Consider the following 21,927-nt stretch of genomic DNA (forward strand, 5'->3'; position numbering starts at 1 on the left):
GCATCGCGGAGGTAGAATCGGAAACGGGCGCCCCCTCCAGTGCTGTCCAGATTCATGCTGGGCCACAGATGACCAAGGCGTGTGAGACCATCACCGACCGTGCGTTTACGGTGGGGAATCACGTCGCGTTGAACCACGGTGAGTATGATCCCTCCAGTCCGGACGGCCAGCACGTGCTCGGCCACGAACTCGGCCCGCTTGATGCGGACGACGACCGTCCACCGAAGCCCGAGTCAGACGGTCTCCATTCGCTTTAATCGTCGCTCGCGACGGGGACGCTCGCGCGCACCTCGAGCCGGTCCAAATCCCCGACGAACGAGGCCAGCATCTCGCGAGTGACGTGGGGCATGCAGACGATCCGCAACTCGTCGGTCGCGGTCCGGGAGAGTCGCCAGCCTTCCGCCCGCAGGGCGTCGAACGTCGACCGCGGCACGTCGGCCGCCACCAGCGGTAGGGTTGGATCGGCTACCTCGTAGCCGCGTTTCTCGAGGGCGTCGGCGAGCCACTCGGCGTTGTTCTGCGAGCGGACGTACTGCCGGCGGTATCCCTCCGGCCACAACTCCTCCATCGCGGCGACGGCGCTGGCGACGCCCGCGCCCGAACGGGTGCCGGTCAGCGTCGCCTGGGACGTCGACTCGAGGTAGGGCGTATCGACGGCGAGTTCGTCGAGCAAGGCCGCATCGCGGACGAGCAGTCCGCCGGCGGGGACCGCTGCCTGCCCCATCTTGTGGGGATCGATCGCCATCGTATCGATCGCGGCGTGGTCGAAGTGCCAGTCGTAGTCGGTAAAGGGAAGGACGAAGCCGCCCCACGCGGCGTCGACGTGGCACATCGCACCGACCGATCGCGCGATCTCTCCGAGTTCCGGAATCGGGTCGACCCGGCCGTACTCGGTGGTTCCCGCGACGCCGATCACCAACGCGGTGTCCTCGTCGACCGACGCGCGGACGGCCTCGAGATCGGCCCGCTGCCGGTCGTCGGTCGGGACGATCCGCAGTTCGACGCCGAGCAGGTCGGCGGCCTTCCGGAAACTGAAGTGGCCCGATTCCGGCATGACGACGTTCGGCGTCCGGCCGTCGGCCCGTTCGCGGGCGATCCGGACGGCCTGAATGTTGGCTTCGGTGCCGCCGCTCGTGATGTAGCCCGCCGGGTCGTCCAGCCCCGCGATGTCGCCTAACAGATCGATCGCATCGTCCTCGAGCGCCGCGACGGCCGGGTAGGTGCCGGGATCGCCGGGGTTCGTCGCGAGAAACCGTTCGGCCGCGTCGCGCGCCGCCGGGTGGGGGTCCGTACACATCGAGGAGAGGACCCGGTCGAACGCTTGCGGCTCGATTTGCATATCACGTATGTAATCGGTCGTGGGTTTATTTGTTGTGTTTGGCGATGTTTCTCGCGGCCGGTCGTTCGTTTCGGGTCGTCCCACCGGTGTCCCCGACGGTGCAAGCCACGTCGAACGAACCCGACGCGAACGCGGGCGGTTCGACCGTCGACGCCGAGGCAGCGATCGTTTCATGACAATGTTAATAAAACGTCGACTTGAAACCCCCAGCAATGATTTCGACAGTCCCTCGAGCCGTCGAACACGGGGCCACCGCTGTCGGTGTGCTCACCCTGTTAGTGTTCGGATTCGCGCAGGGACGGGAAATCCAGCAGTACTCGCTCGATCTGCTCGTCGTCTCCGTACAGGTCGCGTTCCTCGATGCGCTGTCGTCGATGGCCGTGTTCACGTGCTTCGTGGCGATCACCGGCCTGTTGCTGGTCCGCGAGGTGTGGTCGTCGCGTGACGCCATCGAGCCGGTGACCGACGGGCCGCGGCTGACCGCCATCGTCCCGGTGTACCGCGATCACGACGTGCTTGAGACGAGCGTCGAGAGCCTGCGTGAGAGCGCGTACGACCCCCTCGAGATCGTCGTCGTCGCCGAACCAAACGACACGCCGACCCTCGATCGAGCCCGCGAACTCGCGAGCGCCCACGACCGCGTCGAGTGTCTGGTCAACGGGTCTCCGGGGTCGAAAGCGGGCGCGATCAACGACGCCGTTCGCGAGACCGACGCCGAGTATATCGCGGTCTTCGACGCCGACGAGTCGATCACCCCCGCGTTCCTGCCGCGGGCGATGGGCGCGTTGCGCGGGGATGTCGACGTCTTCCAGGGCCGTCGGATTCCGCGGCCGAGCGGCGTCATCGAGACGATCGCCTACTGCGAGCGGGTCGTCTTCCACGCGAGCTACAAGCTGGTCGAACTCTCCGGTTTCGCGAACTGCCGGAGTTCCTCGACGGTGCTGACCCGCGAGGCGTTCGACCGGGTGGGCGGCTACGACGACATGCTCACCGAGGACCTCGACTTCGCTCACGACTGCTATCGGGAGGGGCTGACCGTCAGACAGGCCCGCCAGTGTACGAACACGATGGAGGCACCCCACACCCTGCGCGACCTCTGGGGACAGCGGAAACGCTGGCGCGTCGGGCAGATCGAGGTACTCCACGCGACCGCCCTCGAGCTACTGAACGGGGACATCGACCGCCGCGGACTCGTCTCGATCGGCCGCATGTGCTCGAGCCTGTTCGGCTGCCTGTTCACGCTCGCGCTCACCTCGAAATTGCTCCTGTTGCTCGTCTTGGGCGTCGAATCGGCGTTTCTCGTCCTGGCGACGCTCCTCGTCGCGACCATCGGCGGCGTCGCGTGGCGCGACGCCAGCGACGGCCGGATCGACGGCCTCCGCTGGAGCGTCGTCCTTGCACCGCTGCTCTACCCCGCCTTCGGCGTCCTGACGCTCAAATCGCTGCTCGAGTACGGGCTCAGTTGGGACGGAACCTGGTACCACGTCGACAAAACGGGGTCGTAGCTGCGGGACCGACGGGGTCGCGAACCGGCCGACCGCCGTCCGACGGAAAGCGTGCCTTCAAGTCCGCCGCTGCGCAACGCCATCACATGAACCCAGGCGACCGCGTCCGCGTGGATCGCGCGGACCGTACGTACGAAGGCGTGTTGCTCCCCTCGAGCACGGACGACCAGCTCGTCGTGAAACTCGAGGGCGGGTACAACGTCGGCGTCGACCGGGACGGAGCCGACGTGGAGGTCCTCGCGGAAGACGTCTATCGGATCGACGGCACGGACGCCGCCGGCGGCGACGAGGGCGACGCGAGTTCCGAAATCGAATTCGACGAGGACCTGCCGACGATATCACTGATCTCGACCGGCGGGACGATCGCGTCGACGGTCGACTACCGGACCGGCGCGGTGACGGCGCAGTTCGACGCCGAGGACGTGCTGCGGGCCGTCCCGGACCTGGCGGGCCGGGCGAACTACCGCGGTCGCGTCGTCGCGAACATCCTCTCGGAGAACATGGAACCGCCGATCTGGCGGGACCTCGCCGACGCGGTCCACGAGGAGATCGAGGCCGGTGTCGACGGCGTCGTCGTCATGCACGGCACCGACACGATGCAGTACTCCGCGTCTGCGCTGTCGTTCATGCTCGAGACGCCGGTTCCGATCGTCTTCACCGGCTCCCAGCGCTCGGCCGACCGGCCGTCGTCCGATAACGTCATGAACGCCGTCTCGGCCGTCGAGGCCGCCAAGAGCGACTGTGCGGAGGTACTGGTCTGTATGCACGCCACCGAGTCCGACGATGTCTGTGCCCTCCATCGGGGGACGCGCGTGCGAAAAAACCACACGTCCCGCCGGGACGCCTTCGAGACCGTCGGCGCGGAACCGCTGGGCGAGGTCGACTACGAGACCGAGGCGGTCAGCTTCCGGCGCGACTACCGACGGCGTGGCGACACCGACCTCGAGATCAGTCCCGACCTCGAGAGCGACGTGGCACTCCTCAAGTTCACGCCCGGAATGGACCCCGCGTTCCTCGACGTCGTCGACGGAAGCGAGGGGCTGATCATCGAGGGAACCGGTCTCGGCCACGTCCACACCGATCTCATTCCCCGCATCGAGGAACTGATCGAGGACGGAACGACGGTCGTCATGACTAGCCAGTGTCTCGAGGGCCGAGTCTGTGACCGCGTCTACGATACGGGACGGGACCTGCTCGAGGCCGGCGTCGTCGAAGCCGGCGATACGCTGCCGGGGACGGCGAAAGTGAAGTTGATGTGGGCGCTTGCAAACAGCGAGCACGTCGCGGAGGCGATGGGGACCGCTCTGGCCGGCGAGATCCAGGAGCGGTCGGTCCCCTGGGAGTAGATCGCGGTCGCTCGGGTCCCGACGTTGGGACCTCCTCTCCGTCTGCGAAATTCTTTCCCGTCTGCCGACATCATCTAGCGCTGTCCAACGAATAATGACAACCAATACAAATTTCGCGTCTCCGATCGAGATCCGCCGCGCGACTCCCGACGACTACGAGGCCGTCGCCGACTTCACGAGCGATATCTGGCCCGACCGGGGCGGCGACTACATCCCGCGGGTCTACCACGACTGGCTCGAGGACGGCCCCGGTCAGGGGAAAAAGACTTTCCTCGCGGAAGTCGACGGCGAGGCCGCGGGGATCGTACAGGCGGTCATGCTCTCGCCCGACGAGGCCTGGTTCCAGGGAATGCGCGTCGCGGCCGAGTATCGCCGGCAGGGCGTGAGCCGCCGGCTGAACGAGGCGTCTTTCGAATGGGCCCGCGAGCAGGGAGCGACCGTCGGCCGCGTCATGGTGTTTTCGTGGAACGCGGCCTCGCTGGGTGCGGCGCGGACGAGCGGCTTCGAACCAACCACCGAGTTCCGCTTTGCGACTCCGGACCCCGATCGCGACGCGGAACTGCCCGACGAGTACGCCGTCTCCACCGATCCCGCGACTGCATGGCGCTACTGGACCCACAGCGATGCCCGCTCGCATCTGTGCGGGCTGGGACTGGCACCCGAGGAAACCTGGGCGATGCGGGAACTCACGCGGGCCGATTTCGAGTGGGCGGCCGACGAGACGGCCGTCCTCGCGCTCGAGAGCGGTAATGGGCCGGCGGGAACGGCCGTTCGGATTCGGACCGTCGAACGGACGATCGACGACGTGGTTGGTGACGGGCGAACGGAGACGCGAGCCGAATACGCCGTCAGCGCCTGGGACGATCTCGAGGCGGCGCGGGCGCTCTTCGCCGCGATCGCGAGAGACGCTGCCGAAATCGGTGCCGACGGGACGCGCATCTTACTCCCCGAAACGGCGCGGTTCGTCACCGATGCCGCCGCGACGGGTGCCGAACTCGCCGACGAGCCGGATATCGTGTTGTCGATCGATCTGGCGTCCTAAGGATATCGACTCGAGCCCGGGTGGTCGCTTCGGTCACCGATTCACCGCTCCTGTCTCGAGCGAACAACCGATCAGCCGCCGCTGACGGGCGGGAACAGCGCGAGTTCGTCGTCCGCGTCGAGTACCGTTTCCATCCCCTCCTCCTCGACCAGGACGTTCGTGCCGTTGCGCAGCACGTTGATCTGCGATCGCAACTCGCCGTCCTCGAGCACGCGGTCCTCGAGTTCGGGTGTCGCTTCGAGCAGCGCCTCGAGAGCGTCCCCGACGGTGTCGCCGGCCGCGGCATCGACGGTCACGTGTTTGTCGCCCGCACGTTCGGCGAGGTCGGCGAACAGTTTCCACTCCGTGGGCATACGTGGCGCTATCGGTGCCGACGGCAAGTAGCTACCGCTCCCGTGCCCGGTTTCAGTTCCGCTCGGACGCCGAACCGGAATCGCGGTCGGGGTCCACGCTTTGCGCCGTCATCTCGATCAGTGTCCGCTCCGTCACCCGACGAAGCGCCTCCGGCCGGCCAAGCACGTAGGCCACGTCGCCGGCGGCCAGTCGCAGGTTGCCGGCCGGCAGCGGCAGATGCTCGTCGCCGTCGCCCGCGGCGGTCTCGCGCTCGAGCGCGAGTACCAGCACCGGCAGCGACTCGATCGGGACGTCCACGAGCGGATCGTCGGCCTCGAGCGAGACGGTCGTGACCGTCTCGTCGGCCGCCCGGAGCAGTGAAACGAGGTCGCGCTCGGCGTCCGGACTGCCGGGCAGCGTCACGAGCCGATATCCCTGCTCGGGGTCGAGATCGCGGGCGTCGTCGGCGTCGAGGGCAATGGTCGCAGTGTCGTCGACGGTCGCGCGCAGTTCGCCGCCGGCGACCCGCCTGGCGGTCCCGCCCTCGTCGTCGCGCTCCCAGATCCGAACCGCGTCCCCCGGGCTGGCGTCGGCCGCGGGATCGCCCGCCAGCGCGACGGCGACGGTCCCCGGTGCGAGCGTCGGCCCGATCCCCGCCGGCCGACTCCCGACCGCGAGGTAGTCCACCGTCCCGTCGGCGGTGAGGTCGACATCGACGTGGCCGATCCCGAAGTCGCGCTCGAGGCGGGTGATCAGCCGGTCGCGCAACTCCTCGTCGGAGAGCCGGCGCGGGAAGAGCAACGTCTGGCCCGCGAGGTCGGTTTTCACCGACTCGTCGACGGGATCGTAGCCGTCGATGTCGCCGATCTCCGCCGGCAGTTCGACCGTGACGACGCGGCCGGCCGAGCGAACGAGTTGCGTGACTTCGGTGATCGTCCGCGGGGTCGCGACCACGAACACGTCCAACGCGAGGTAGTCGCCAAGCCGTCGTCCCGCGTCGGCCGCGATCGCGCTGGCGACGAACGCGGCGACGGTGTAGACGGCGGTGGTCGGCTCGGTCAAGCCGGTGTTCCCGATGATCGCCTGGGACAGCGCGCTCTGGGTGTTCAACCAGATCGCGACGAGGGCGACACCGACGAGGACCGCGATGCCCTCCGGGATCTCGTCGGCGCTGTACCACCGGTAGAGAAACGCCACGCCCGCTCCGGCCCCGGCCGCCAGCAGGGCGAACGCGAGGATCCGAACGAGCGCATCCAGAAGCGTCTCGGTCGGGACCAACTGGGCGACGACGAGGGCTAACACGACCGCTCACCGCCGTCCATGTCGCGGCTGAACGCACGGGGGAACCGGCTCATCTCGCGATCGCCTCCACGAACGTCTCAGTTGCGTCGTCCGGCCCCGCGACGAACGCCTCGTCGCCGGGCTCGAGTCGGCGTTCGATGCCGGGGCCGAACACCCAGCCGCGGCGGCGACCGCTCGTCTCGTTGCCCTGCCGTCGCACGGCGAGGAACGTCACGTCCGCCGGCGAAGCCGCCGTCTCGAGGGCGGCGGTCTCGTTGTCCGCCCCGGTCACACCGACGGTGAATCTGCGGATGGCGTACCCCTCGCGTTTGACCAGCGCGAGCGCCTCGAACTCGCGGCTCGTTCCCCGGGACCGTACGACGAGGCGCGGCGACTCGCCCTCGAGAAGGGGTTTCACGTCCCGTCGAGCGACGGCGAGGGTCACGCGGCCCGGGCCGCCGGCGGTCGCCGTGTTCGGTTTCGCGTCGGCGCTTGCGGGTTCGATGGCGTCCCCGCCGTCGGTCGCCATCTCGTCCGGCGTCTCGGGGCCGGCGGCCGCCGCGCGGTCGCCGTCGATATCGGTCCGGGCGCTCAGGACCGTTCCGTTGATCGAGCGGTCGCCGACGCGGACGGTCACCTCGTCGCCGCGAGCGATGCCCGTCGGGACGAGGGTCGCGATCGAGACGGCGCGTTGGCCCGCCGGCACGCGTCGCGAGAGGCTGCCGGACGGCGGCGCCGCGGTGATCGTCGCCCGCGCCCGTTCGTCGATCGCGACGTCGATATCCGCGAGGTCGTGGTCCGTTCGGAGCCGCTCCTCGAGTCGAGCCTCGAGTTCCGAGAGGGGAAGGTCGGCCGGCAGTCGCCACGATCCTGTCTTCAGTGTCCCGCGGAGGGCGGGCGAGAGCGGCGGGTAGCCTTCCATGTCGCGGACCTCGCCGGTCGGGCGGACCGTGACCTGTCCGACCGAGCCGACGAGTTCGACGACATCGGCCGAGAGGGTCCGCTGTCGCAGACGGGTAAACGAGAGCCGGCGCGGGAGCTCGGCACCGAGCTTGTCGCCCTGGTTGTGGGCGTAGAGCGCGAGCATGAGGACGATCAGGACGGCAATGAACAGCCGCGGCGACTGCGCGATCGTCGGTTCGACGAGCCCGAGCAGTCCACCCTGGACGCTGGCGATCGACAGCGCGAGGACGACGACACCGAACCCTGGCAGCGTGACGCCGGTGAAATACCGCACGAGAAAGCCCAGCGACCCGGCGACGAACGCGGGGACGATCCCGGTCAGGAGCCCGAGATAGAGCCCGAGCAGGACTTCGATCAGCAGGTCGACCGGAAGCGATTGCATTGTGGGACCGTGGGCCGGCCTCGTTAAATCAGCACCGACACCGGCATCGTGACGGCGGTCCGACGGGGATCACCGTACCGGCGGCGCACCCAGACGGAGACGTTTAACTAATGCCGTCGCACAGCGGTGTGTATGGTCGACCGGTTGCCTCGAGCGCGCTTCCCGGAGAACTGGCGGCGAGTGGCCACGACGCGGATCGCCGTCGTGCTCGTGTTGCTCGTCGCCTTGCTTTCGGTCGCCACCGCGGTCATCAACATCGGGACCGAGACGGTCTATGGGCCGCTCGCGGAGTACGTTCCCGACGCCGTTCAGGACGCCGCCGGTTTCACCGGCGCACTCACCGGGTTCCTGATGGTCGGCAGCGCGCTTGCGCTCCGGCGTGGACTCAAAGCGGGGTGGCGGGCGACGTTCCTGCTCTTGCCGCTGACCGCGGCGCAGGGACTGCTCCAGACGAGCCAGTACTCGGTCCCGCTGGTCGTCCTCTCGCTGGTCGCGATACCGATCCTCCTGCTCACTCGCGACCGGTTCCAGAAACCGCTCTCGCTGACCACGACCCAGATCGCCGCCGGATCGGCGCTCGTCGGCGTGCAACTGTACGGCACCATCGGCGGCTACGCCCTCCGGGAGCACTTCGACGGCATCAACACCATCCTCGACGCGTTCTACTTCACGCTGATCACCTCGAGTACGGTCGGCTACGGCGACGTGACGCCCAACCCCGAATCGGTTCAGGGGCTGTTGTTCACGATGACCGTGCTCGTGCTGGGCGTCGCCAGTTTCGGTATCGCCATCGGTGCACTCGTCGGTCCGCTGATTCAGGACCGCATCTCGAAAACACTCGGAAAGATGAGCGAATCACAACTCCAACTCCTCGAGGAGCATCTCCTCGTACTCGGCTACGGCGAACTGACGGAACCGATCGTCGACGAACTCGCCGACAGCGGTCGGAAGTTCGTCGTCGTTACCAACGACCGCGAGGCCGCGACGCGACTCGGTGAACGGGATATTGCGGTCGTCACCGGCGATCCCAGCGACGAGGACCCGCTCCATCGCGCGAAGATCGACCGGGCGAGCGCGATCCTCGTCGCCACGAACCACGACGCCGAGGACGCGCTCGCCATCCTCACTGCCCGCCAGCTCGCGCCGGATCGGCGGATCGTCGCCGGCGCGACCGACCGCGAGAACGTCAAGAAACTCGAGCGAGCCGGCGCTGACACGGTGATCAGCCCCTCGATGCTCGGCGGGCACCTGCTCGTGCGATCGGCGCTCGGCAGCGACGAAAGCGATCTGATCGATCGCATCCTCGAGCGGGAGTAAGCGTCATCGCCGACGGCCGCGGTGGACGATCGCCACGTCGGTCTCGAGGTCGCTGAGTTTCCGGAACGTCGGCGGGGAGACGAACCGCGAGGCGGCCGAGCGGTCGGTGCTCGAGCCGACGAAGCAGACATCGTAGCGGGGGGCGGCCCGGCTGAGGTAGGGCGCGACCGCTGCGGTGACGACGTGGGTCTCGAAGCGCCCCGAGAACGCGTCGACGAGGTCGGCGAGCGTGCTTTCGGCCGTCCGCCGCCGCGATTCGCTGTCGATACAGGTACAGACGCTGACCGGCCGCCCGGGCTCGCTCACCCGAATCGCGAAGTCGAGCATCGCGCGAGCGGTGTCGCCGGCACCCCGGACCGCCACGAGGCTGTCCCGCCAGCGGCGTCGTGGGACGCCGGTCGACCGGAACGCGATCACGTCGATCTCGCTGTCGAACAGGCCCGTGATGAACGACGAAAGACCGCCGCTCTCGCGTTCGGCGTACGGCGTGACGATGAGATCGCAGTTTTGCTCCCGGGCGGCCTGGAGCACGAGCCCGGCCGAGCGGCCCCCGTCACCGGCGACGACCACTTCGCAGGGAACGTCGTACGCCATCTCGAGATCCGCGGCAAGCGACTCGAGGCGGCGTGCGGCCTCGGTGGCAGCGCGTTCGGTGCGGTCCGTCTCGGCCGGCCGATCACTCTCGGGGCGGTCCTCGGACTGTTGCTCGACGCTTGTCTCGTCGATCACGTCGAAGAGCACGACCTTTCCGGCGTCGTGTGCTCCGGCGATCGACGCGGCAAAGCGGGCGACCGTGTCCTCGCCGTCGCCCAGCGGGACGAGAACGTGGTCGTCCCCGCTGGTCGTCTGGTAGAGGTAGCGCGCTCGTTTCTCGTAAAAGCGGTTCCGCCAGAGGACGAACGCGCTCGCGACGAACGCACTCGAGACGACGATGCCCAGGACGTAGGCTACCTGTGCGTTCCCGGTGACGAGGACCAGCAGCGCGGTCGAAAACGCGGTCGGCACATCGAGGTCGAGCGCCCAGGTACACACCCCGGTGAAGAAGACGCTGAGGGCGGCCCCGGACGCGCTAGCTCCGCCACTGCTCAGCCCGATCGCGGCCGCGAGTACGACTGCGAGCCACCCGCAACACGCCCCGACGGTCATCCCGCCGACGAACGCCCACGGCGTGGCGTGTTTCCCTTCCGGATCGGCAAAGAGCGTGTACGTGCCGGAGGCCAGCGGCGGGAACAGCAGAAACGAGACCGCCGCGGTCATGTTCGCCAGCCACGTCACCGCAGCGATCAACAGCGGAACGAAGACGAGCACCGAGAGCTGCAGGAGGTTTCCCGTGTGCTCGAGCCACCGCACGAACGCGTCGAGTTCGCGTCGCTCCAGTCGACGGAGTCGCCTCGCGAGCGCGCGGAATCGAACCCGCACCTGCTCGAGCATGGGGCATCGTTGCTCGCGGCGCGAGGAAAACCGTTCGGCTCGGCTCGAGAGCGCGTCGACCGGGACACACGCGGACCGGACCGACTGTGCGATCCGAGATCGGCCGCTGATCGAGTCTCATCCCCCGTCGGGAGAGCGGCTCCGGAGGAGGTGGTGGGAGAGGACGCCGCCACAGAACGCGGTCAGGCTACCGGCTACGAGTGCCGCATCGATCACTCGCGAAAGTACATCCGTGGGACCGACGCTGATCGTGAGTGCGACGTACGCGTTGAGTGCGAGGTACGTGGTCGGCAGGAAGACGACAACACACAGTAGCCCGGCGATAGTCGAACGCGTGAGATCGCCGTCCGGATTCAACGAGGCCATTTAGTGAGCCGTTATCGTCCTGTCACTAAATATATCCGACAGAGGGACGACGTACGGGGGTCCGCGTCCCGCCGTCGATAACCACTGCTCGAACCGAGAGACCGGGTTCCCATGCGGTTCCCCGCGCCCGGCTACTCCGGTGCGCCCTCGAGAATGTCGACCCCGCTCGAGGCCCCGATCCGTTCGGCACCCGCCTCGAGCATGGCCACGGCGTCCTCGTAGCTGCCGATTCCACCGCTGGCCTTGACGGGGAGGAAGTCACTCATGAGTTCGACGTCGTCGACCGTGGCCCCTCCGTCCGCGAACCCGGTCGCGGTCTTGACCATCGCGGCGTCGGCCGCCGCCGCGGCCTCGCAGGCGCGCCGTTTCTCCGCGTCGGTCAGGAGCGCGGTTTCGATAATCACCTTGACCGGAATCGGCACGGCGGCGACCAACTCCCCGAGTTCGTCCCTGACCGCGTCGTCAGCGCCCGCTTTCAGCCGTCCGACGTTGATCACGATGTCGAGTTCGTCCGCGCCGTCCTGCCAGGCGGCGACTCCCTCCGTTCGCTTCGCGTCGGGCGCGTGCTGTCCATGCGGGAACCCGATCACCGTCGCGAGAGTCACGTCGGGAGCGTACTCGGCCGCCAGTTCGACCGCGTACGGCGGAATACAGGCGTTCATGCCGTACTCCGTGGCTTCGTCGAGGACACGCCGGACGTCGGCGGGGGTCGTCTCGGGACCGAGGACGGTGTGGTCGATCAGGGGCGCGAGTTCGCTGCGATCCATATCCGGGCGGACTCGCCGGACGGGCAAAAAGCCGCCCGATCGTCTTCGACTGGTACCGTTCGTGACCGACACTCGACCCGCGGTGTTGCTGCGATCTCCGCTCGTCGAGGGACGGACTCGAGCCAGCGGTATCGCGTCCGACCGGTGCCGCGAGCGACGCCGACTCGTCCGCTGACGGGTCCACACGGGACCGACCGACAGCATCCTTTTCAGCGCCGGCGTGTAACTCCCCGGCATGGCCGATGCCGAACCCGGGGTCGTCCCGGCCGTCGAAGCCACTGCCGACGATATCGCCACCATGGAGATTCGGGGCGCGGCGACGATCGCCGACGCGGCCGCCGCGGCGCTGGCGACCCAAGCCGAACGCTCCGGGGCCGAGAGCCCGGCGGCGTTCCGACGCCAGCTACGAGCCGCCGCCAGAACGCTCTACGAGACCCGGCCCACCGCGGTCAGTCTCCCGAACGCCCTCCGGTACGTGCTCCGCGGGATGGACGGCGAGACCGTCGCCGACCTCCGGGCGTCGACGATCGCCCGCGCCGAGGCCTTCCGTCGGGACCTCGAGCGCGCCCAGGAGACGCTCGGCGAGATCGGCGCGAACCGGCTCCGGGATGGCGACGTCGTGATGACCCACTGCCACTCGACGGACGCGCTGGCTTGTATCGACGTCGCCCTCGAGTCGGGGAAAGCGATCGAAGCGATCGTCAAGGAAACCAGGCCGCGCAAACAGGGCCACATCACGGCCCGACAGCTCCGGGAGTGGGGCGTTCCGGTGACCGTGATCGTGGACAACGCGGCCCGCCGGTACCTCGACAGGGCGGATCACGTGTTAGTCGGGGCCGACAGCATCGCGGCCGACGGCAGCGTGATCAACAAGGTCGGAACGAGTGGGCTCGCGGTCAACGCCCGCGAGCGGGGCGTCCCCGTCATGGTCGCGGCCCAGACGATCAAACTCCACCCGGACACGATGACGGGCCACACCGTCGAGATCGAACTGCGCGACGAGCGCGAAGTGCTCTCCGACGAGGAGCGAGCGACGATCGTCGGCGGTGGGGACGACGACGAATCCGCCGCCGAGGACGACGGCCTGACCGTCGACAACCCCGCCTTCGACGTGACGCCGGCGCGGTACGTCGACGCGATCGTCACCGAGCGCGGCCAGTTCCCGCCGGAAAGCATCGTGACACTCATGCGAGAGCTCTTCGGCGAGACGACCGACGAACCGTGGACGGCCTGAATCGGCCGCAAATCGACGAGCTGCGCTGTATTCGCCGCCGATCGGACTAGAATTTTTCACCGGGCTGAACCTTCGATAATCGGAAAGTGTTAGTTTCTGGTGTGAGCTATTGGCCCTATGGTATTACCCGAGGGGTTCGTCGTCCCGCCGTGGTACCTGCTGGTACCGGTTATCGTCATCCTCGGCAGCATCATCGCACTGCTGTGGGCGCTCGAGCCGCCGGTGACCGACCGGACGGTCATCGCCTTCGCGCCGTGGATGATGTTCGGTGCGACGCTCCACGTCCTCTACAAACTGGCCGCGTTCCCGCCGAGCATCGAGCCGTTGTTTACCGCGCCGATGGTCTATGCGGTGACGGCGACCGTCGCGGGGGCCGTCTGGATCGTCGCCGTCTTCCTCCACGTCGGCGGCCTCCAGCGGACGATCCCCCGGTTCGTCGGCATCGCCGGCACGGCGTTTTTCACCGTCTTCGCGACCGGCGCGCTCCTGCTCGGCCTCGAGACCGGGACCATCGCGCCCTTTTGGCCGGTTATCGGCGTCGTCGCCGCCGGCATCGTCACCGCGGTCGTCTGGCTCGTGGTGAGTCTCTGGGTCACCGACATCGCGGCGACCACGGGCGCGACGGGCGTCCTCGTCGTCTTCGGCCACGCGTTGGACGGCGTCACGACCGCGATCGGATACGACGTCCTCGCGGCCGGCGAGGACGTCCCGCTTTCCCTGTTGATCCTCGAGGCCGGCGAGGCGCTGCCGACCGCCGAGTACATCGGTGCCGGGTGGCTGTTCGTCCTCGTCAAGGTCGTCCTCGCGGTGGTCATCCTCGGTCTCTTCCGCGAGTACGTCGAGGACCGACCCCAGCAGGCCCGGACCGTCCTCGCGTTGGTCGCCGCGGTCGGGCTCGGACCCGCCGTTCACAACACGCTGTTGTTCGCGGTCGGCTGAGCGCCCCCTCCCGTCGGGCGTCCGTCCGTCGTCACCTAGGTTTTTGCCGCGCGCGGTCGTCGTCCCACTGTCATCGAATGGATTCGGTTACGGTACTCGCCGCCGGACACGTCAACTGGGACGTGACCCTCCGCGTCGACAGGTTCCCCGAACCCGACGGCGAGGCGTCGATCCGATCGCAACGCCAGTCCGGCGGCGGCAGCGCCGCCAACGTCGCCGCCGCACTCGCCGGTCTCGAGGTCGAGACCGGGCTGATCGGCAGCGTCGGCGACGACGATCACGGCCTACTCGCCCGCCGTGAACTCGAGAACGCGGGCGTCTCGCTGTCCGGCGTGCGCGTGGTCGAGGGGGCCGAAACGGCGGTCAAGTACCTCCTCGTCGACGAGACGGGGGAGGTCGCGATACTCGGCAACGACGGGGTCAACGAGGCGGTCACGCCCGACGATGTCGACCCGGAGCGGGTTCGGTCGGCCGATCACGTTCACCTCACGGGGCAACGGCCGGACACCGCCGCTGCGATCGCCCGGATCGCGAGCGACGCGGGGCGGACCGTCAGTTTCGATCCCGGCCGCCGGCTCGCGGACCGGGAGTACGGCGAGGCGCTCGCGCTCGCGGACGTCGTCTTCGTGACCGAGCGGGAAGCCACGGTGCTGTTCGGGGACGATCGGACCGACGCGGCCGACGGGAGCATCATCGTCGTCACTTGCGGAGCCGACGGGGCCGAAGCGTACACCCCGGACCGGACCGTCGTTCACGCGGGATTCGATGTCGATCCCGTCGATACCGCCGGAGCGGGCGACGCCTTCGCCGCCGGCTTTCTCGCGACGTGGCTCGAGGGAGCGGATATCGACCGTGCGGTCGCGTACGGGAACGCCTGTGGGGCGCTGACTGCGGGTCGCGACGGTGCACGGAGCGCGCCGACGGCCGCGGCCGTCGAGGACGTTCTCACGGAGCGGTCGTAACCGATGGATTCTTATGAGCCGTGTGAACGGGGGCCAGTACCGCAGTCACGCGATTCTCACCGGGTGTCGTCTGACGGTAGTTATATGCGTGGGGACGTTGGCCACCTGAGTGAACAGTCACGATCCCGTGACTGAGAGACATGACGGAAGGAAGGGTAAACGACTCGAACGGATGCGGCCTCAGACGGCCGGTCCGGTACGAGCGACGAGCGGACGAACCGCCGAGTATCGCCGCTGCGATGGCACTGGCCCGGTATTACGGTGACGACGCCACCGGGACCAGCACGCAGCTCTACGAGTACATCGATCCGGACGCACTCGACAGCCTCTTCGCCGAGACGAACCGCGGCGATACCCGGACGACAGGGCTGGTCGAGTTCGAGATCGACGACGCGGTCGTTACGATCCGTCCGGAGCGCGTCGATGTTCGTCCGGCCGAGTGAGATCGCGGGCGTAGCCGCCGTCGAGCGGGAGAAAGGGGTGGCGTCGAGGATCGCCGGTCGCACCGATCGCTGCGTGGCCCTCCCTCGAACCTTTTTTGCCACCGCCCACGGAACCCGACGGTATGGCGACGCAGCCACACTTGTTGGTCGACGACGGCGACTTGACAGACATCGCGCTCATTCCGGGCGATCCCGGGCGGGTCGATCGCATCGCCGACCACTGCGACGAATCGGAGACGATCGCACAGAACCGCGAGTACAAGGTCGTCAACGCCACCTACGAGGGTCGGGAGCTGACGATTTGTTCGACGGGGATCGGCTGCCCCTCCGCCGCGATCGCTATCGAAGAGCTGGCAAACGTCGGCGTCGAGACGTTCATCCGCGTCGGCACGACCGGCGCGCTCCAGTCGGGTATCGAGATCGGTGACATGATCGTCGCGACCGGCGCGGCGAAAAACGAGGGGACCTCGAAACGGTACGAGGCCCCCGAGTACCCCGCGGTTCCGGACTACGACGTGCTGTCGGCGTTAGCGGACGCCGCCGAGGCGAACGACGAGGACGTCCACGTCGGCCCGATCGCCTCCGACGACGCCTACTACGCCGAGACCGACGCGGCCGTCGACGACTGGGAGGCCGCCGGCATGCTCGCCGTCGAGATGGAGGCCGCCGCCGTCTTCTCGCTGGCCCGCCGCAAGGGCCTGCGCGCCGGTGCGATCTGTACCGTCGACGGGAACCTCGTCGAAGGGACCCAGAAGGGAACCGCCACAGAGGACGACGAACTCCCCGAGAAGGCCAAGAACAACGTCGGCCGCGCGATCGATCTCTCGCTCGAGGCCGCGACCCACCTGTAACGGATCGACGCGAGCCGGTCGTCGCGAGTCGAGCGACGGCCGTTACTGCTCCGCTCTCGAGCGACCGAACAGCCGTTCGCGAAGCGATCGCTCGGTCGGCCGCTCGGCCGGTGAGGAACACCCCACCGACACCGTGCGTCGCGCTGTCGTTACGCCGCCGTGAGCCGTTCGGCCAGCGTCGTCGTCCGCTCGGTCAGCGTTTCGGTCGTCTCGGAGGCTCCCTGGAGCCGGTCGTTGATCGTCGTGAACAGTCCCTCGAACGCGAGGGTGCCGTCGTCCTTGCGCCACGCCGCCGTCTCGCGGGCCGTGAGCCCACAGGTCGCACACGACTCGCCCTCGAGCGACTCGAAACAGCCCTGACAGCGCTCGAGGCCGATGGGGACCGTTTCGCTCAGTGCGACGACCTCGCGGAGTGTCGACTGGAGGTCCGCCGCGGTGTCCGAAAACGCCGCGAGCGCGCGCCGGGTCGCCGGCTCGTATCCCTCGTCGTCGAGCGCCGCGAGTCGCTCGAGTCGGGCGTCGACGACGGCGATGGCGAGCAGAATGTCGCGCCTGGTTCGGCGATACTCCGAGACCGAGTCGTCGACGGCGGCGTCGGTCCCCGTTTCGAGGGCGGACTCGAGGGTCGACGGGAGCGCCGTCGCCAGCGACGCGAAGTCGGCGACCGCCGAGATCGTCGTTCCCTGGAGTCGGGTGGTCTCCCGGACGAGGTGAAACAACTCGTCGGTCGCGATCGGCTCCGTCGCTGCCGGCTCCTCGAGCGTCTCGAAACACTCGTCACAGACGGTAACGAGCGCACTCTCGTGGACCTGCCCCTCGAGCGGGATGTCGCCGACGGGGTAGGCTCGGAGCGTCGCCGGATCGTCGCCGCCGTCGGTCCCGCAGTGGCGACACGTGAACGCGTCGCGGTCGAAAACGGACTCTCGGTCGGCACGCCAGTCGCGTGAAGTCACGGGCGAGCGAAGACAGCGCGGCGACAAAAACGCTCCGACAGTCGCGCGGCCGACGCCCGTTGCTATCCCGCTCGGCGAGTGCGAAATATTAACACACCGCCGGTCGTACCTCGGCCTATGAACGACACGCCGGACGACACGGACCGACCGGAAGAATCGGCCGCGGCCGACGGGGACGAGTTCGACTTCGAGCGCGCGTACGACCGCGCCGACCTCGCCGCCGTCTTCCGCGAGTTCGCGACCGCCTTCGAGTCCGGCCGCCCCGTCCGCCTGACCGGCGCGGACCGGACCGCTAGGATCGCCGTCCCGGAGCGGGTCGTCGCCGAATTCGAGGCCGAGTACGCTTCCGACGCCGACCCGCCGGTCGGCGAACTCGAACTCGAACTCGAGTGGGACGACCCCGAAGGCTCGAGCGTTCGCCTCTTCGACCGCGATTCGACCGCCGACACTGCCGAGTCCGCCGCAGCCGACGGGACCGACGGAGCCGACGAGCGCGGTACGGAGGCGGACCCGACGGCCGTCGATCCCGCGGCGGCGGTGATGCCCCTCGACGTGGATGCGGACCACGACGCTGGGACGGACGGCGTCGAGACGGCCGAGACGGCGGTGACGACCGACGGGGAGACCGACCGACCGGACGACTCGGGCCGGACCAGCCGCTTCGAGGTCTACGAGGACAAGGCGGGCCAGTGGCGCTGGCGGCTCGTCCACTGGAACGGGAACATCGTCGCCGACAGCGGCGAAGGGTACAGTTCGCGATCGAACGCCGAACGGGCGGCCCGGGGCGTCATGCGCAGCGCACCGACGGCGAGTATTCGGCGACTCGAGTAGACGCGCCGTCGGCGAACTACGGCCGAACGTCGTCGGCCTCGAGATCCACGTCGAGCTCCGCGGAGTGGTCGACCCGTTCGTACTCGAGTATGGGCGTGGTATCGTCGGGGACGGCGTTGTACTCCCGGAGGAATCCGACGATACCGCGCTTGCCGCCGAAATCACCGCGGTACTGCCGGAACAGTCGCGGGACCGTCGCGGTGTTCGCCGCGTCGTCGTAGGTGACGTTTTCCTCGAGGAACCACTCGATCGCGATGTCGAGTTCCTCGTCGACGTCTCGCGGCGAATAGACCGCGATCGGCGGGCAGTGCTCCGAGCTATGACCCAGCGCGAAGTGCACGCGCGGGTCGCAGTCGGCGAGTCGGAACTGCCGTTCGAACGAGGAGGGGAACAGCCGAGGGAGGTAGCCAAAGCCCCACGGCTGCTTCGAACTGCGGAGCAGCCCGTGCTCGATGTCGTTGAGGCTCAGCCAGACCCCGCCCACGGGGATCTGGTCGCGCGCGAAGAACTTCCAGCTGTCGAGGAGCCCGCCCTCGCCCAGGTCGGGCTCTTCCTCCTCTAACAGCAACTGAGCGTAGGCGTTGTAGCAGTTGAGCCAGAAGGAGAGTTTCTCCTCGCGACTGGCGAGTGCCCGCTCGAGTTGCGATCGCTCGACCGACGCCAGATGCTCCCGCAGCGGGTCGGCGTCGCCCTCGGTCTTGACCGTATACAGGAGATCGGCCGAGAGCGAGAGGGGATCGAGCTGGGTCGACATTCGGGTCGAAATTCACCGAGCAGGCTCTTGAAGCCGTGTGACGAATTCACACGACAGTCCGGTGTGGGAACAGGTCCAAGCCGTGGTTTTATGCCGACGTGTTCGAAAATAAGCAGCGTGAATCTCAGCAAGGGGTTCCTCCTCGCGCTCATCGCTGTCTTTGCGTACCTCTCGTTGTTGCTCGTCCTGCCGTTTACCCAGTACATCCTGGGTGCCATCCTCATCGCGTACGTCCTCTATCCCATTCAGGAGCGCCTCGAGCAGCGCGTGTCGCCCTCGATCGCCGCCGGCGGACTCGTCGCGCTCGCGATCGCCGGCTTCGTCGTCCCGCTGCTCGTCGTCGTCGCGGCGGTCGCCAGCGACGCCCGGCGGCTCCTCGAGCAGGTCAACACCGACTCGCTGGAGATGGCCGAACTCGAGCGGGCGATCGAGGAACAGACCGGCCGGACCGTCGACCTGCCGTCGGTGCTCGCCGACGCCGCACAGAACGTCGGGTCGGTGGTGCTCGGCCGTTCGACCGAGTGGTTCAGTGCGATCACGCACGTCCTGGTCGGGTTGGGACTCGCCGTCTTCCTGCTGTATTACTTACTCAAAGACGGCAGCGAGCTCCTGGCCTGGATGCGGGAGCTGACGCCGCTTCCGGGCGACGTTCAGGACGACTTCTATCGGCGGCTGGACGAGGTCATGTGGGCCGTCCTCGCCGGACACGTCCTGATTGCGATCATCCAGGGGACGATCGCCGGACTCGGACTCCTCGCGACCGGCGTTCCCAACGCCGCGTTCTGGACGTTCGTCATGATCATCCTCTCGCTGATCCCGTTGATCGGATCGTTCATGGTGTGGGGGCCGGCCGTGATCTACCTCGGACTGACTGGCGACCTCCTGCTCGCCGCCGGGTTGTTCGGATACAGCGTGATCGTCGTCGGCCTCTCCGACGACTACCTCCGGCCGATCGTCGTCGATCGCTACGCCGAGCTCAACCCCGCCGTCATCATTCTCGGGGTGCTCGGCGGCGTCTACGCGTTCGGCGTTATGGGGCTGTTCTACGGCCCCGTCGTCCTCGGCGCGCTGATCGCGACGCTGTCGGTCATGAACGACCACTACGACCGCCTCGAGAACGAACCCGGAATGCAGTGACTGGCCGGCGAGTCGCGGCCCTACTGTGGCTCCCGTGTCCCCGCGAGTAATTCGTCGACGAGCCGCGTGAACCGATCGACGAGCCGATCGGGAACCGTCGGCGTCACCGTCGTCAGTAGTCGCCCCGTCGCTTCGGGTTCCGCGAGTTCGAGGACGACGCGGTTCCGCTCGTCGTAGCGCTTCTCGACGAGGCCGTGATCGACCAGCCGGTCGACGTGATACTCGAGCGTGCTCCGAGCGATATCGAGGGCGTCGGTGATCGCTCCGGGGCCGGCCGGTTCGTGCTCGATCAGGTAGACGACGATCTCGCGGGCGGTTTCCCGCCGAAACAGTGCCAGTGCGGCTCGCTCCCACTCGTCGTACGTCGGCGGGTAGTAGTGGGTCCGGCCGTAGAACTCCTCGCGGACGAGTCGCCCCTCTTCGCGCAGCAGTCGGACGTGGTACTGGACCTGTCCCGGCGCGAAGTCGGACTCCCTGACGAGTTCGTTGAAATGGACGCCGGCGTTCGCGCCGACGTGTGTCCGAATCCGTTCTCGAGTATCAGTCATGGCTCTCCCTTAGTGGAACGTACCCGTCGCTAGTGCCGTGGTGCATATAACGGGTTTCGCGCGTTCCCAGCCCCCGGGAACGGCGGCGGCGAGGCTCGCAGGCGATCCCCGACGGCCGCTGTCTTCGCGGTCTCGGTCGCCCGAGCGGGAGCCCGCCGTCTCCATCCCACCGGCCGCATCGAAACACCGCCGTGTGACCGACGCTTTTGGCGGTCCCAGGTGCTGTCACGAATCGGACCGCAACACTCCGCCGCGCTACTCGCTCGAGCGACGCGTCTCGACGGCGGTCCCGGAGAGGTTGACCCACAGCATGCCTTCGCCCATCTCCTCGTAATCGAACGTCGCGCCGACGACGGCGTCGGCACCGACCTCCCGTGCCTCGGCCTCGAGGTCGGCGATCGCTTCCGTCCGTCCCGTCTCGATCTTCTTCTCGTAGGACCCGCTCCGGCCGCCGACGACGTCCCGGATGCCGGCGGCGATGTCGCTGACGACGTTCGCACCGATGACCGCTTCGCCCGAAATCACGCCGCGATACGCCGTGATCTCCCGTCCCTCGAGACTGTCCGTCGTCGTGATCGTCACGTCTGCATCACTCATACGGGGGAGCGTACGCCCGAGTGAGGGATAAACCGGGAGGAGGAGTTACAACGTCGGCACATCGAAGTCAGATATATGTATCCGCGTTCGGGCTGACTCGAGCGCGGTCGCTGCCGGTCGGAGAACACCGAAGCGAATAGGTGGGTGTCCGCCCCAGTATGGGTATCGATTCATGGTGCTTGCACTGTCGGTCGCCAGCGAGTGGTTGGACCCCCAACTCGCGCCGGTCCTCGTCTGCGTGATCACGCTCGCGGCGCTGGGAACGACGGTGTTGTTCGTCGCCGGCGTCGTCGCCTACTCTCGGCGTCGGACGCTCCGCTATCTGTTGATCACGGTGGTCCTGGGCGTGCTCGTGGTCCGTTCGGTAACCGGGCTGGGGACCGTTCTCGGGCTCGTCCCGATGACGGTCCACCACCTCGTCGAGCACGGTTTCGACTTCCTGATCGCGGTGCTGGTCCTCTATGCGGTCTACCGGAGCGGGCCGGCAACCGACACGCCCGCTCCCGAACCGGGCGATTCTCGGAACGACTGAGCCGATTCATACCGATCGCACGGCCGTCGTCCGGGCGGGGAGACAGCGACGTGCGGTGACCGCTCGTTCACGCG

Annotated in this window: 23 protein-coding genes and 1 pseudogene; 13 read left to right on the top strand and 11 right to left on the bottom strand. The window is 67.9% G+C overall.

The window, feature by feature from the left end; genetic code table 11:
* Positions 1-2: 2 nt before the first annotated feature.
* Positions 3-191 (top strand): annotated as a pseudogene (locus ALTAJ2_RS13185) (eCIS core domain-containing protein); the annotation flags it as partial.
* Between the two features lie 62 nt (positions 192-253).
* On the opposite strand, the gene mfnA reads toward ALTAJ2_RS13185, so the two are convergent.
* On the bottom strand, positions 254-1,339 hold the full coding sequence (mfnA, locus tag ALTAJ2_RS13190; RefSeq protein ID WP_007107678.1) for a tyrosine decarboxylase MfnA: 1,086 nt from the start codon (positions 1,337-1,339) through the stop codon (positions 254-256).
* Positions 1,340-1,551: 212 nt separating this feature from the next.
* Here mfnA and ALTAJ2_RS13195 point away from each other — a divergent pair, with 212 nt between their 5' ends.
* The 3 genes from ALTAJ2_RS13195 (at position 1,552) to ALTAJ2_RS13205 (ending at position 5,232) form a co-directional block, all read left to right on the top strand.
* Positions 1,552-2,844: a glycosyltransferase gene (locus ALTAJ2_RS13195; RefSeq protein WP_007107679.1), complete on the top strand. Its 1,293-nt coding sequence runs from the start codon at positions 1,552-1,554 to the stop codon at positions 2,842-2,844.
* 86 nt (positions 2,845-2,930) lie between these two features.
* A complete protein-coding gene (gene gatD, locus ALTAJ2_RS13200) occupies positions 2,931-4,190 on the top strand; it encodes a Glu-tRNA(Gln) amidotransferase subunit GatD (RefSeq protein ID WP_007107680.1) in 1,260 nt (419 codons plus the stop codon).
* A gap of 94 nt (positions 4,191-4,284) precedes the next feature.
* A complete protein-coding gene (locus ALTAJ2_RS13205) occupies positions 4,285-5,232 on the top strand; it encodes a GNAT family N-acetyltransferase (RefSeq protein WP_007107681.1) in 948 nt (315 codons plus the stop codon).
* A gap of 71 nt (positions 5,233-5,303) precedes the next feature.
* Here ALTAJ2_RS13205 and ALTAJ2_RS13210 read toward each other — a convergent pair whose 3' ends face one another.
* From ALTAJ2_RS13210 to ALTAJ2_RS13220, 3 genes are read right to left on the bottom strand one after another with little or no spacing between them, the layout of a single operon-like run.
* Positions 5,304-5,585, bottom strand: a complete 282-nt coding sequence (locus ALTAJ2_RS13210; protein ID WP_007107682.1) for a ubiquitin-like small modifier protein 1 — start codon at positions 5,583-5,585, stop codon at positions 5,304-5,306.
* Positions 5,586-5,637: 52 nt separating this feature from the next.
* A complete protein-coding gene (locus tag ALTAJ2_RS13215) occupies positions 5,638-6,867 on the bottom strand; it encodes a TrkA C-terminal domain-containing protein (RefSeq protein WP_007107683.1) in 1,230 nt (409 codons plus the stop codon).
* Between the two features lie 49 nt (positions 6,868-6,916).
* Complete coding sequence (locus ALTAJ2_RS13220; protein WP_007107684.1) at positions 6,917-8,191, bottom strand: hypothetical protein; 1,275 nt, start codon at positions 8,189-8,191, stop codon at positions 6,917-6,919.
* Between the two features lie 132 nt (positions 8,192-8,323).
* Here ALTAJ2_RS13220 and ALTAJ2_RS13225 point away from each other — a divergent pair, with 132 nt between their 5' ends.
* Complete coding sequence (locus tag ALTAJ2_RS13225) at positions 8,324-9,508, top strand: NAD-binding protein (RefSeq protein WP_007107685.1); 1,185 nt, start codon at positions 8,324-8,326, stop codon at positions 9,506-9,508.
* Between the two features lie 3 nt (positions 9,509-9,511).
* On the opposite strand, the gene ALTAJ2_RS13230 is transcribed toward ALTAJ2_RS13225, so the two are convergent.
* From ALTAJ2_RS13230 to deoC, 3 genes are all read right to left on the bottom strand, one after another.
* Complete coding sequence (locus ALTAJ2_RS13230) at positions 9,512-10,939, bottom strand: universal stress protein (RefSeq protein ID WP_007107686.1); 1,428 nt, start codon at positions 10,937-10,939, stop codon at positions 9,512-9,514.
* Positions 10,940-11,056: 117 nt separating this feature from the next.
* Positions 11,057-11,305 (bottom strand): hypothetical protein, encoded by a 249-nt coding sequence (locus tag ALTAJ2_RS13235; protein ID WP_007107687.1) that lies wholly within the window; start codon positions 11,303-11,305, stop codon positions 11,057-11,059.
* Between the two features lie 131 nt (positions 11,306-11,436).
* Positions 11,437-12,072, bottom strand: a complete 636-nt coding sequence (gene deoC, locus ALTAJ2_RS13240; RefSeq protein WP_007107688.1) for a deoxyribose-phosphate aldolase — start codon at positions 12,070-12,072, stop codon at positions 11,437-11,439.
* 235 nt (positions 12,073-12,307) lie between these two features.
* Here deoC and ALTAJ2_RS13245 point away from each other — a divergent pair, with 235 nt between their 5' ends.
* The 5 genes from ALTAJ2_RS13245 (at position 12,308) to ALTAJ2_RS13265 (ending at position 16,501) form a co-directional block, all read left to right on the top strand.
* Positions 12,308-13,306, top strand: coding sequence for a ribose 1,5-bisphosphate isomerase (locus tag ALTAJ2_RS13245; protein ID WP_007107689.1), 999 nt, complete (start codon positions 12,308-12,310; stop codon positions 13,304-13,306).
* A gap of 117 nt (positions 13,307-13,423) precedes the next feature.
* Positions 13,424-14,245 (top strand): DUF63 family protein, encoded by an 822-nt coding sequence (locus ALTAJ2_RS13250; protein WP_007107690.1) that lies wholly within the window; start codon positions 13,424-13,426, stop codon positions 14,243-14,245.
* A gap of 77 nt (positions 14,246-14,322) precedes the next feature.
* Positions 14,323-15,207 (top strand): carbohydrate kinase family protein, encoded by an 885-nt coding sequence (locus ALTAJ2_RS13255; RefSeq protein ID WP_007107691.1) that lies wholly within the window; start codon positions 14,323-14,325, stop codon positions 15,205-15,207.
* 140 nt (positions 15,208-15,347) lie between these two features.
* Positions 15,348-15,650 (top strand): HalOD1 output domain-containing protein, encoded by a 303-nt coding sequence (locus tag ALTAJ2_RS13260; RefSeq protein WP_007107692.1) that lies wholly within the window; start codon positions 15,348-15,350, stop codon positions 15,648-15,650.
* A gap of 122 nt (positions 15,651-15,772) precedes the next feature.
* A complete protein-coding gene (locus ALTAJ2_RS13265; protein ID WP_007107693.1) occupies positions 15,773-16,501 on the top strand; it encodes a nucleoside phosphorylase in 729 nt (242 codons plus the stop codon).
* Positions 16,502-16,650: 149 nt separating this feature from the next.
* Here the strand turns inward: ALTAJ2_RS13265 and ALTAJ2_RS13270 are convergent, their stop codons facing one another.
* Positions 16,651-17,454, bottom strand: a complete 804-nt coding sequence (locus tag ALTAJ2_RS13270; protein WP_007107694.1) for an HNH endonuclease — start codon at positions 17,452-17,454, stop codon at positions 16,651-16,653.
* Between the two features lie 117 nt (positions 17,455-17,571).
* On the opposite strand from ALTAJ2_RS13270, the gene ALTAJ2_RS13275 reads away from it, so the two are divergent.
* Complete coding sequence (locus ALTAJ2_RS13275; RefSeq protein ID WP_007107695.1) at positions 17,572-18,285, top strand: amphi-Trp domain-containing protein; 714 nt, start codon at positions 17,572-17,574, stop codon at positions 18,283-18,285.
* 16 nt (positions 18,286-18,301) lie between these two features.
* Here ALTAJ2_RS13275 and ALTAJ2_RS13280 read toward each other — a convergent pair whose 3' ends face one another.
* Positions 18,302-19,039 (bottom strand): DUF547 domain-containing protein, encoded by a 738-nt coding sequence (locus tag ALTAJ2_RS13280; RefSeq protein ID WP_007107696.1) that lies wholly within the window; start codon positions 19,037-19,039, stop codon positions 18,302-18,304.
* A 117-nt stretch (positions 19,040-19,156) separates the two neighbouring features.
* Here ALTAJ2_RS13280 and ALTAJ2_RS13285 point away from each other — a divergent pair, with 117 nt between their 5' ends.
* A complete protein-coding gene (locus ALTAJ2_RS13285) occupies positions 19,157-20,176 on the top strand; it encodes an AI-2E family transporter (RefSeq protein WP_007107697.1) in 1,020 nt (339 codons plus the stop codon).
* Between the two features lie 20 nt (positions 20,177-20,196).
* On the opposite strand, the gene ALTAJ2_RS13290 is transcribed toward ALTAJ2_RS13285, so the two are convergent.
* Together ALTAJ2_RS13290 and ALTAJ2_RS13295 are read right to left on the bottom strand one after the other, a co-directional pair.
* Positions 20,197-20,724, bottom strand: a complete 528-nt coding sequence (locus ALTAJ2_RS13290) for a winged helix-turn-helix transcriptional regulator (protein ID WP_007107698.1) — start codon at positions 20,722-20,724, stop codon at positions 20,197-20,199.
* A 255-nt stretch (positions 20,725-20,979) separates the two neighbouring features.
* Complete coding sequence (locus ALTAJ2_RS13295) at positions 20,980-21,321, bottom strand: YbjQ family protein (protein ID WP_007107699.1); 342 nt, start codon at positions 21,319-21,321, stop codon at positions 20,980-20,982.
* 172 nt (positions 21,322-21,493) lie between these two features.
* On the opposite strand from ALTAJ2_RS13295, the gene ALTAJ2_RS13300 reads away from it, so the two are divergent.
* Entirely contained in the window at positions 21,494-21,853 is a 360-nt protein-coding gene (locus ALTAJ2_RS13300) for a DUF7471 family protein (RefSeq protein ID WP_007107700.1), read from the top strand.
* The last annotated feature ends 74 nt before the right edge of the window (positions 21,854-21,927 follow it).

It is taken from the genome of Natrinema altunense (assembly GCF_000731985.1).
Classification (GTDB): domain Archaea; phylum Halobacteriota; class Halobacteria; order Halobacteriales; family Natrialbaceae; genus Natrinema; species Natrinema altunense.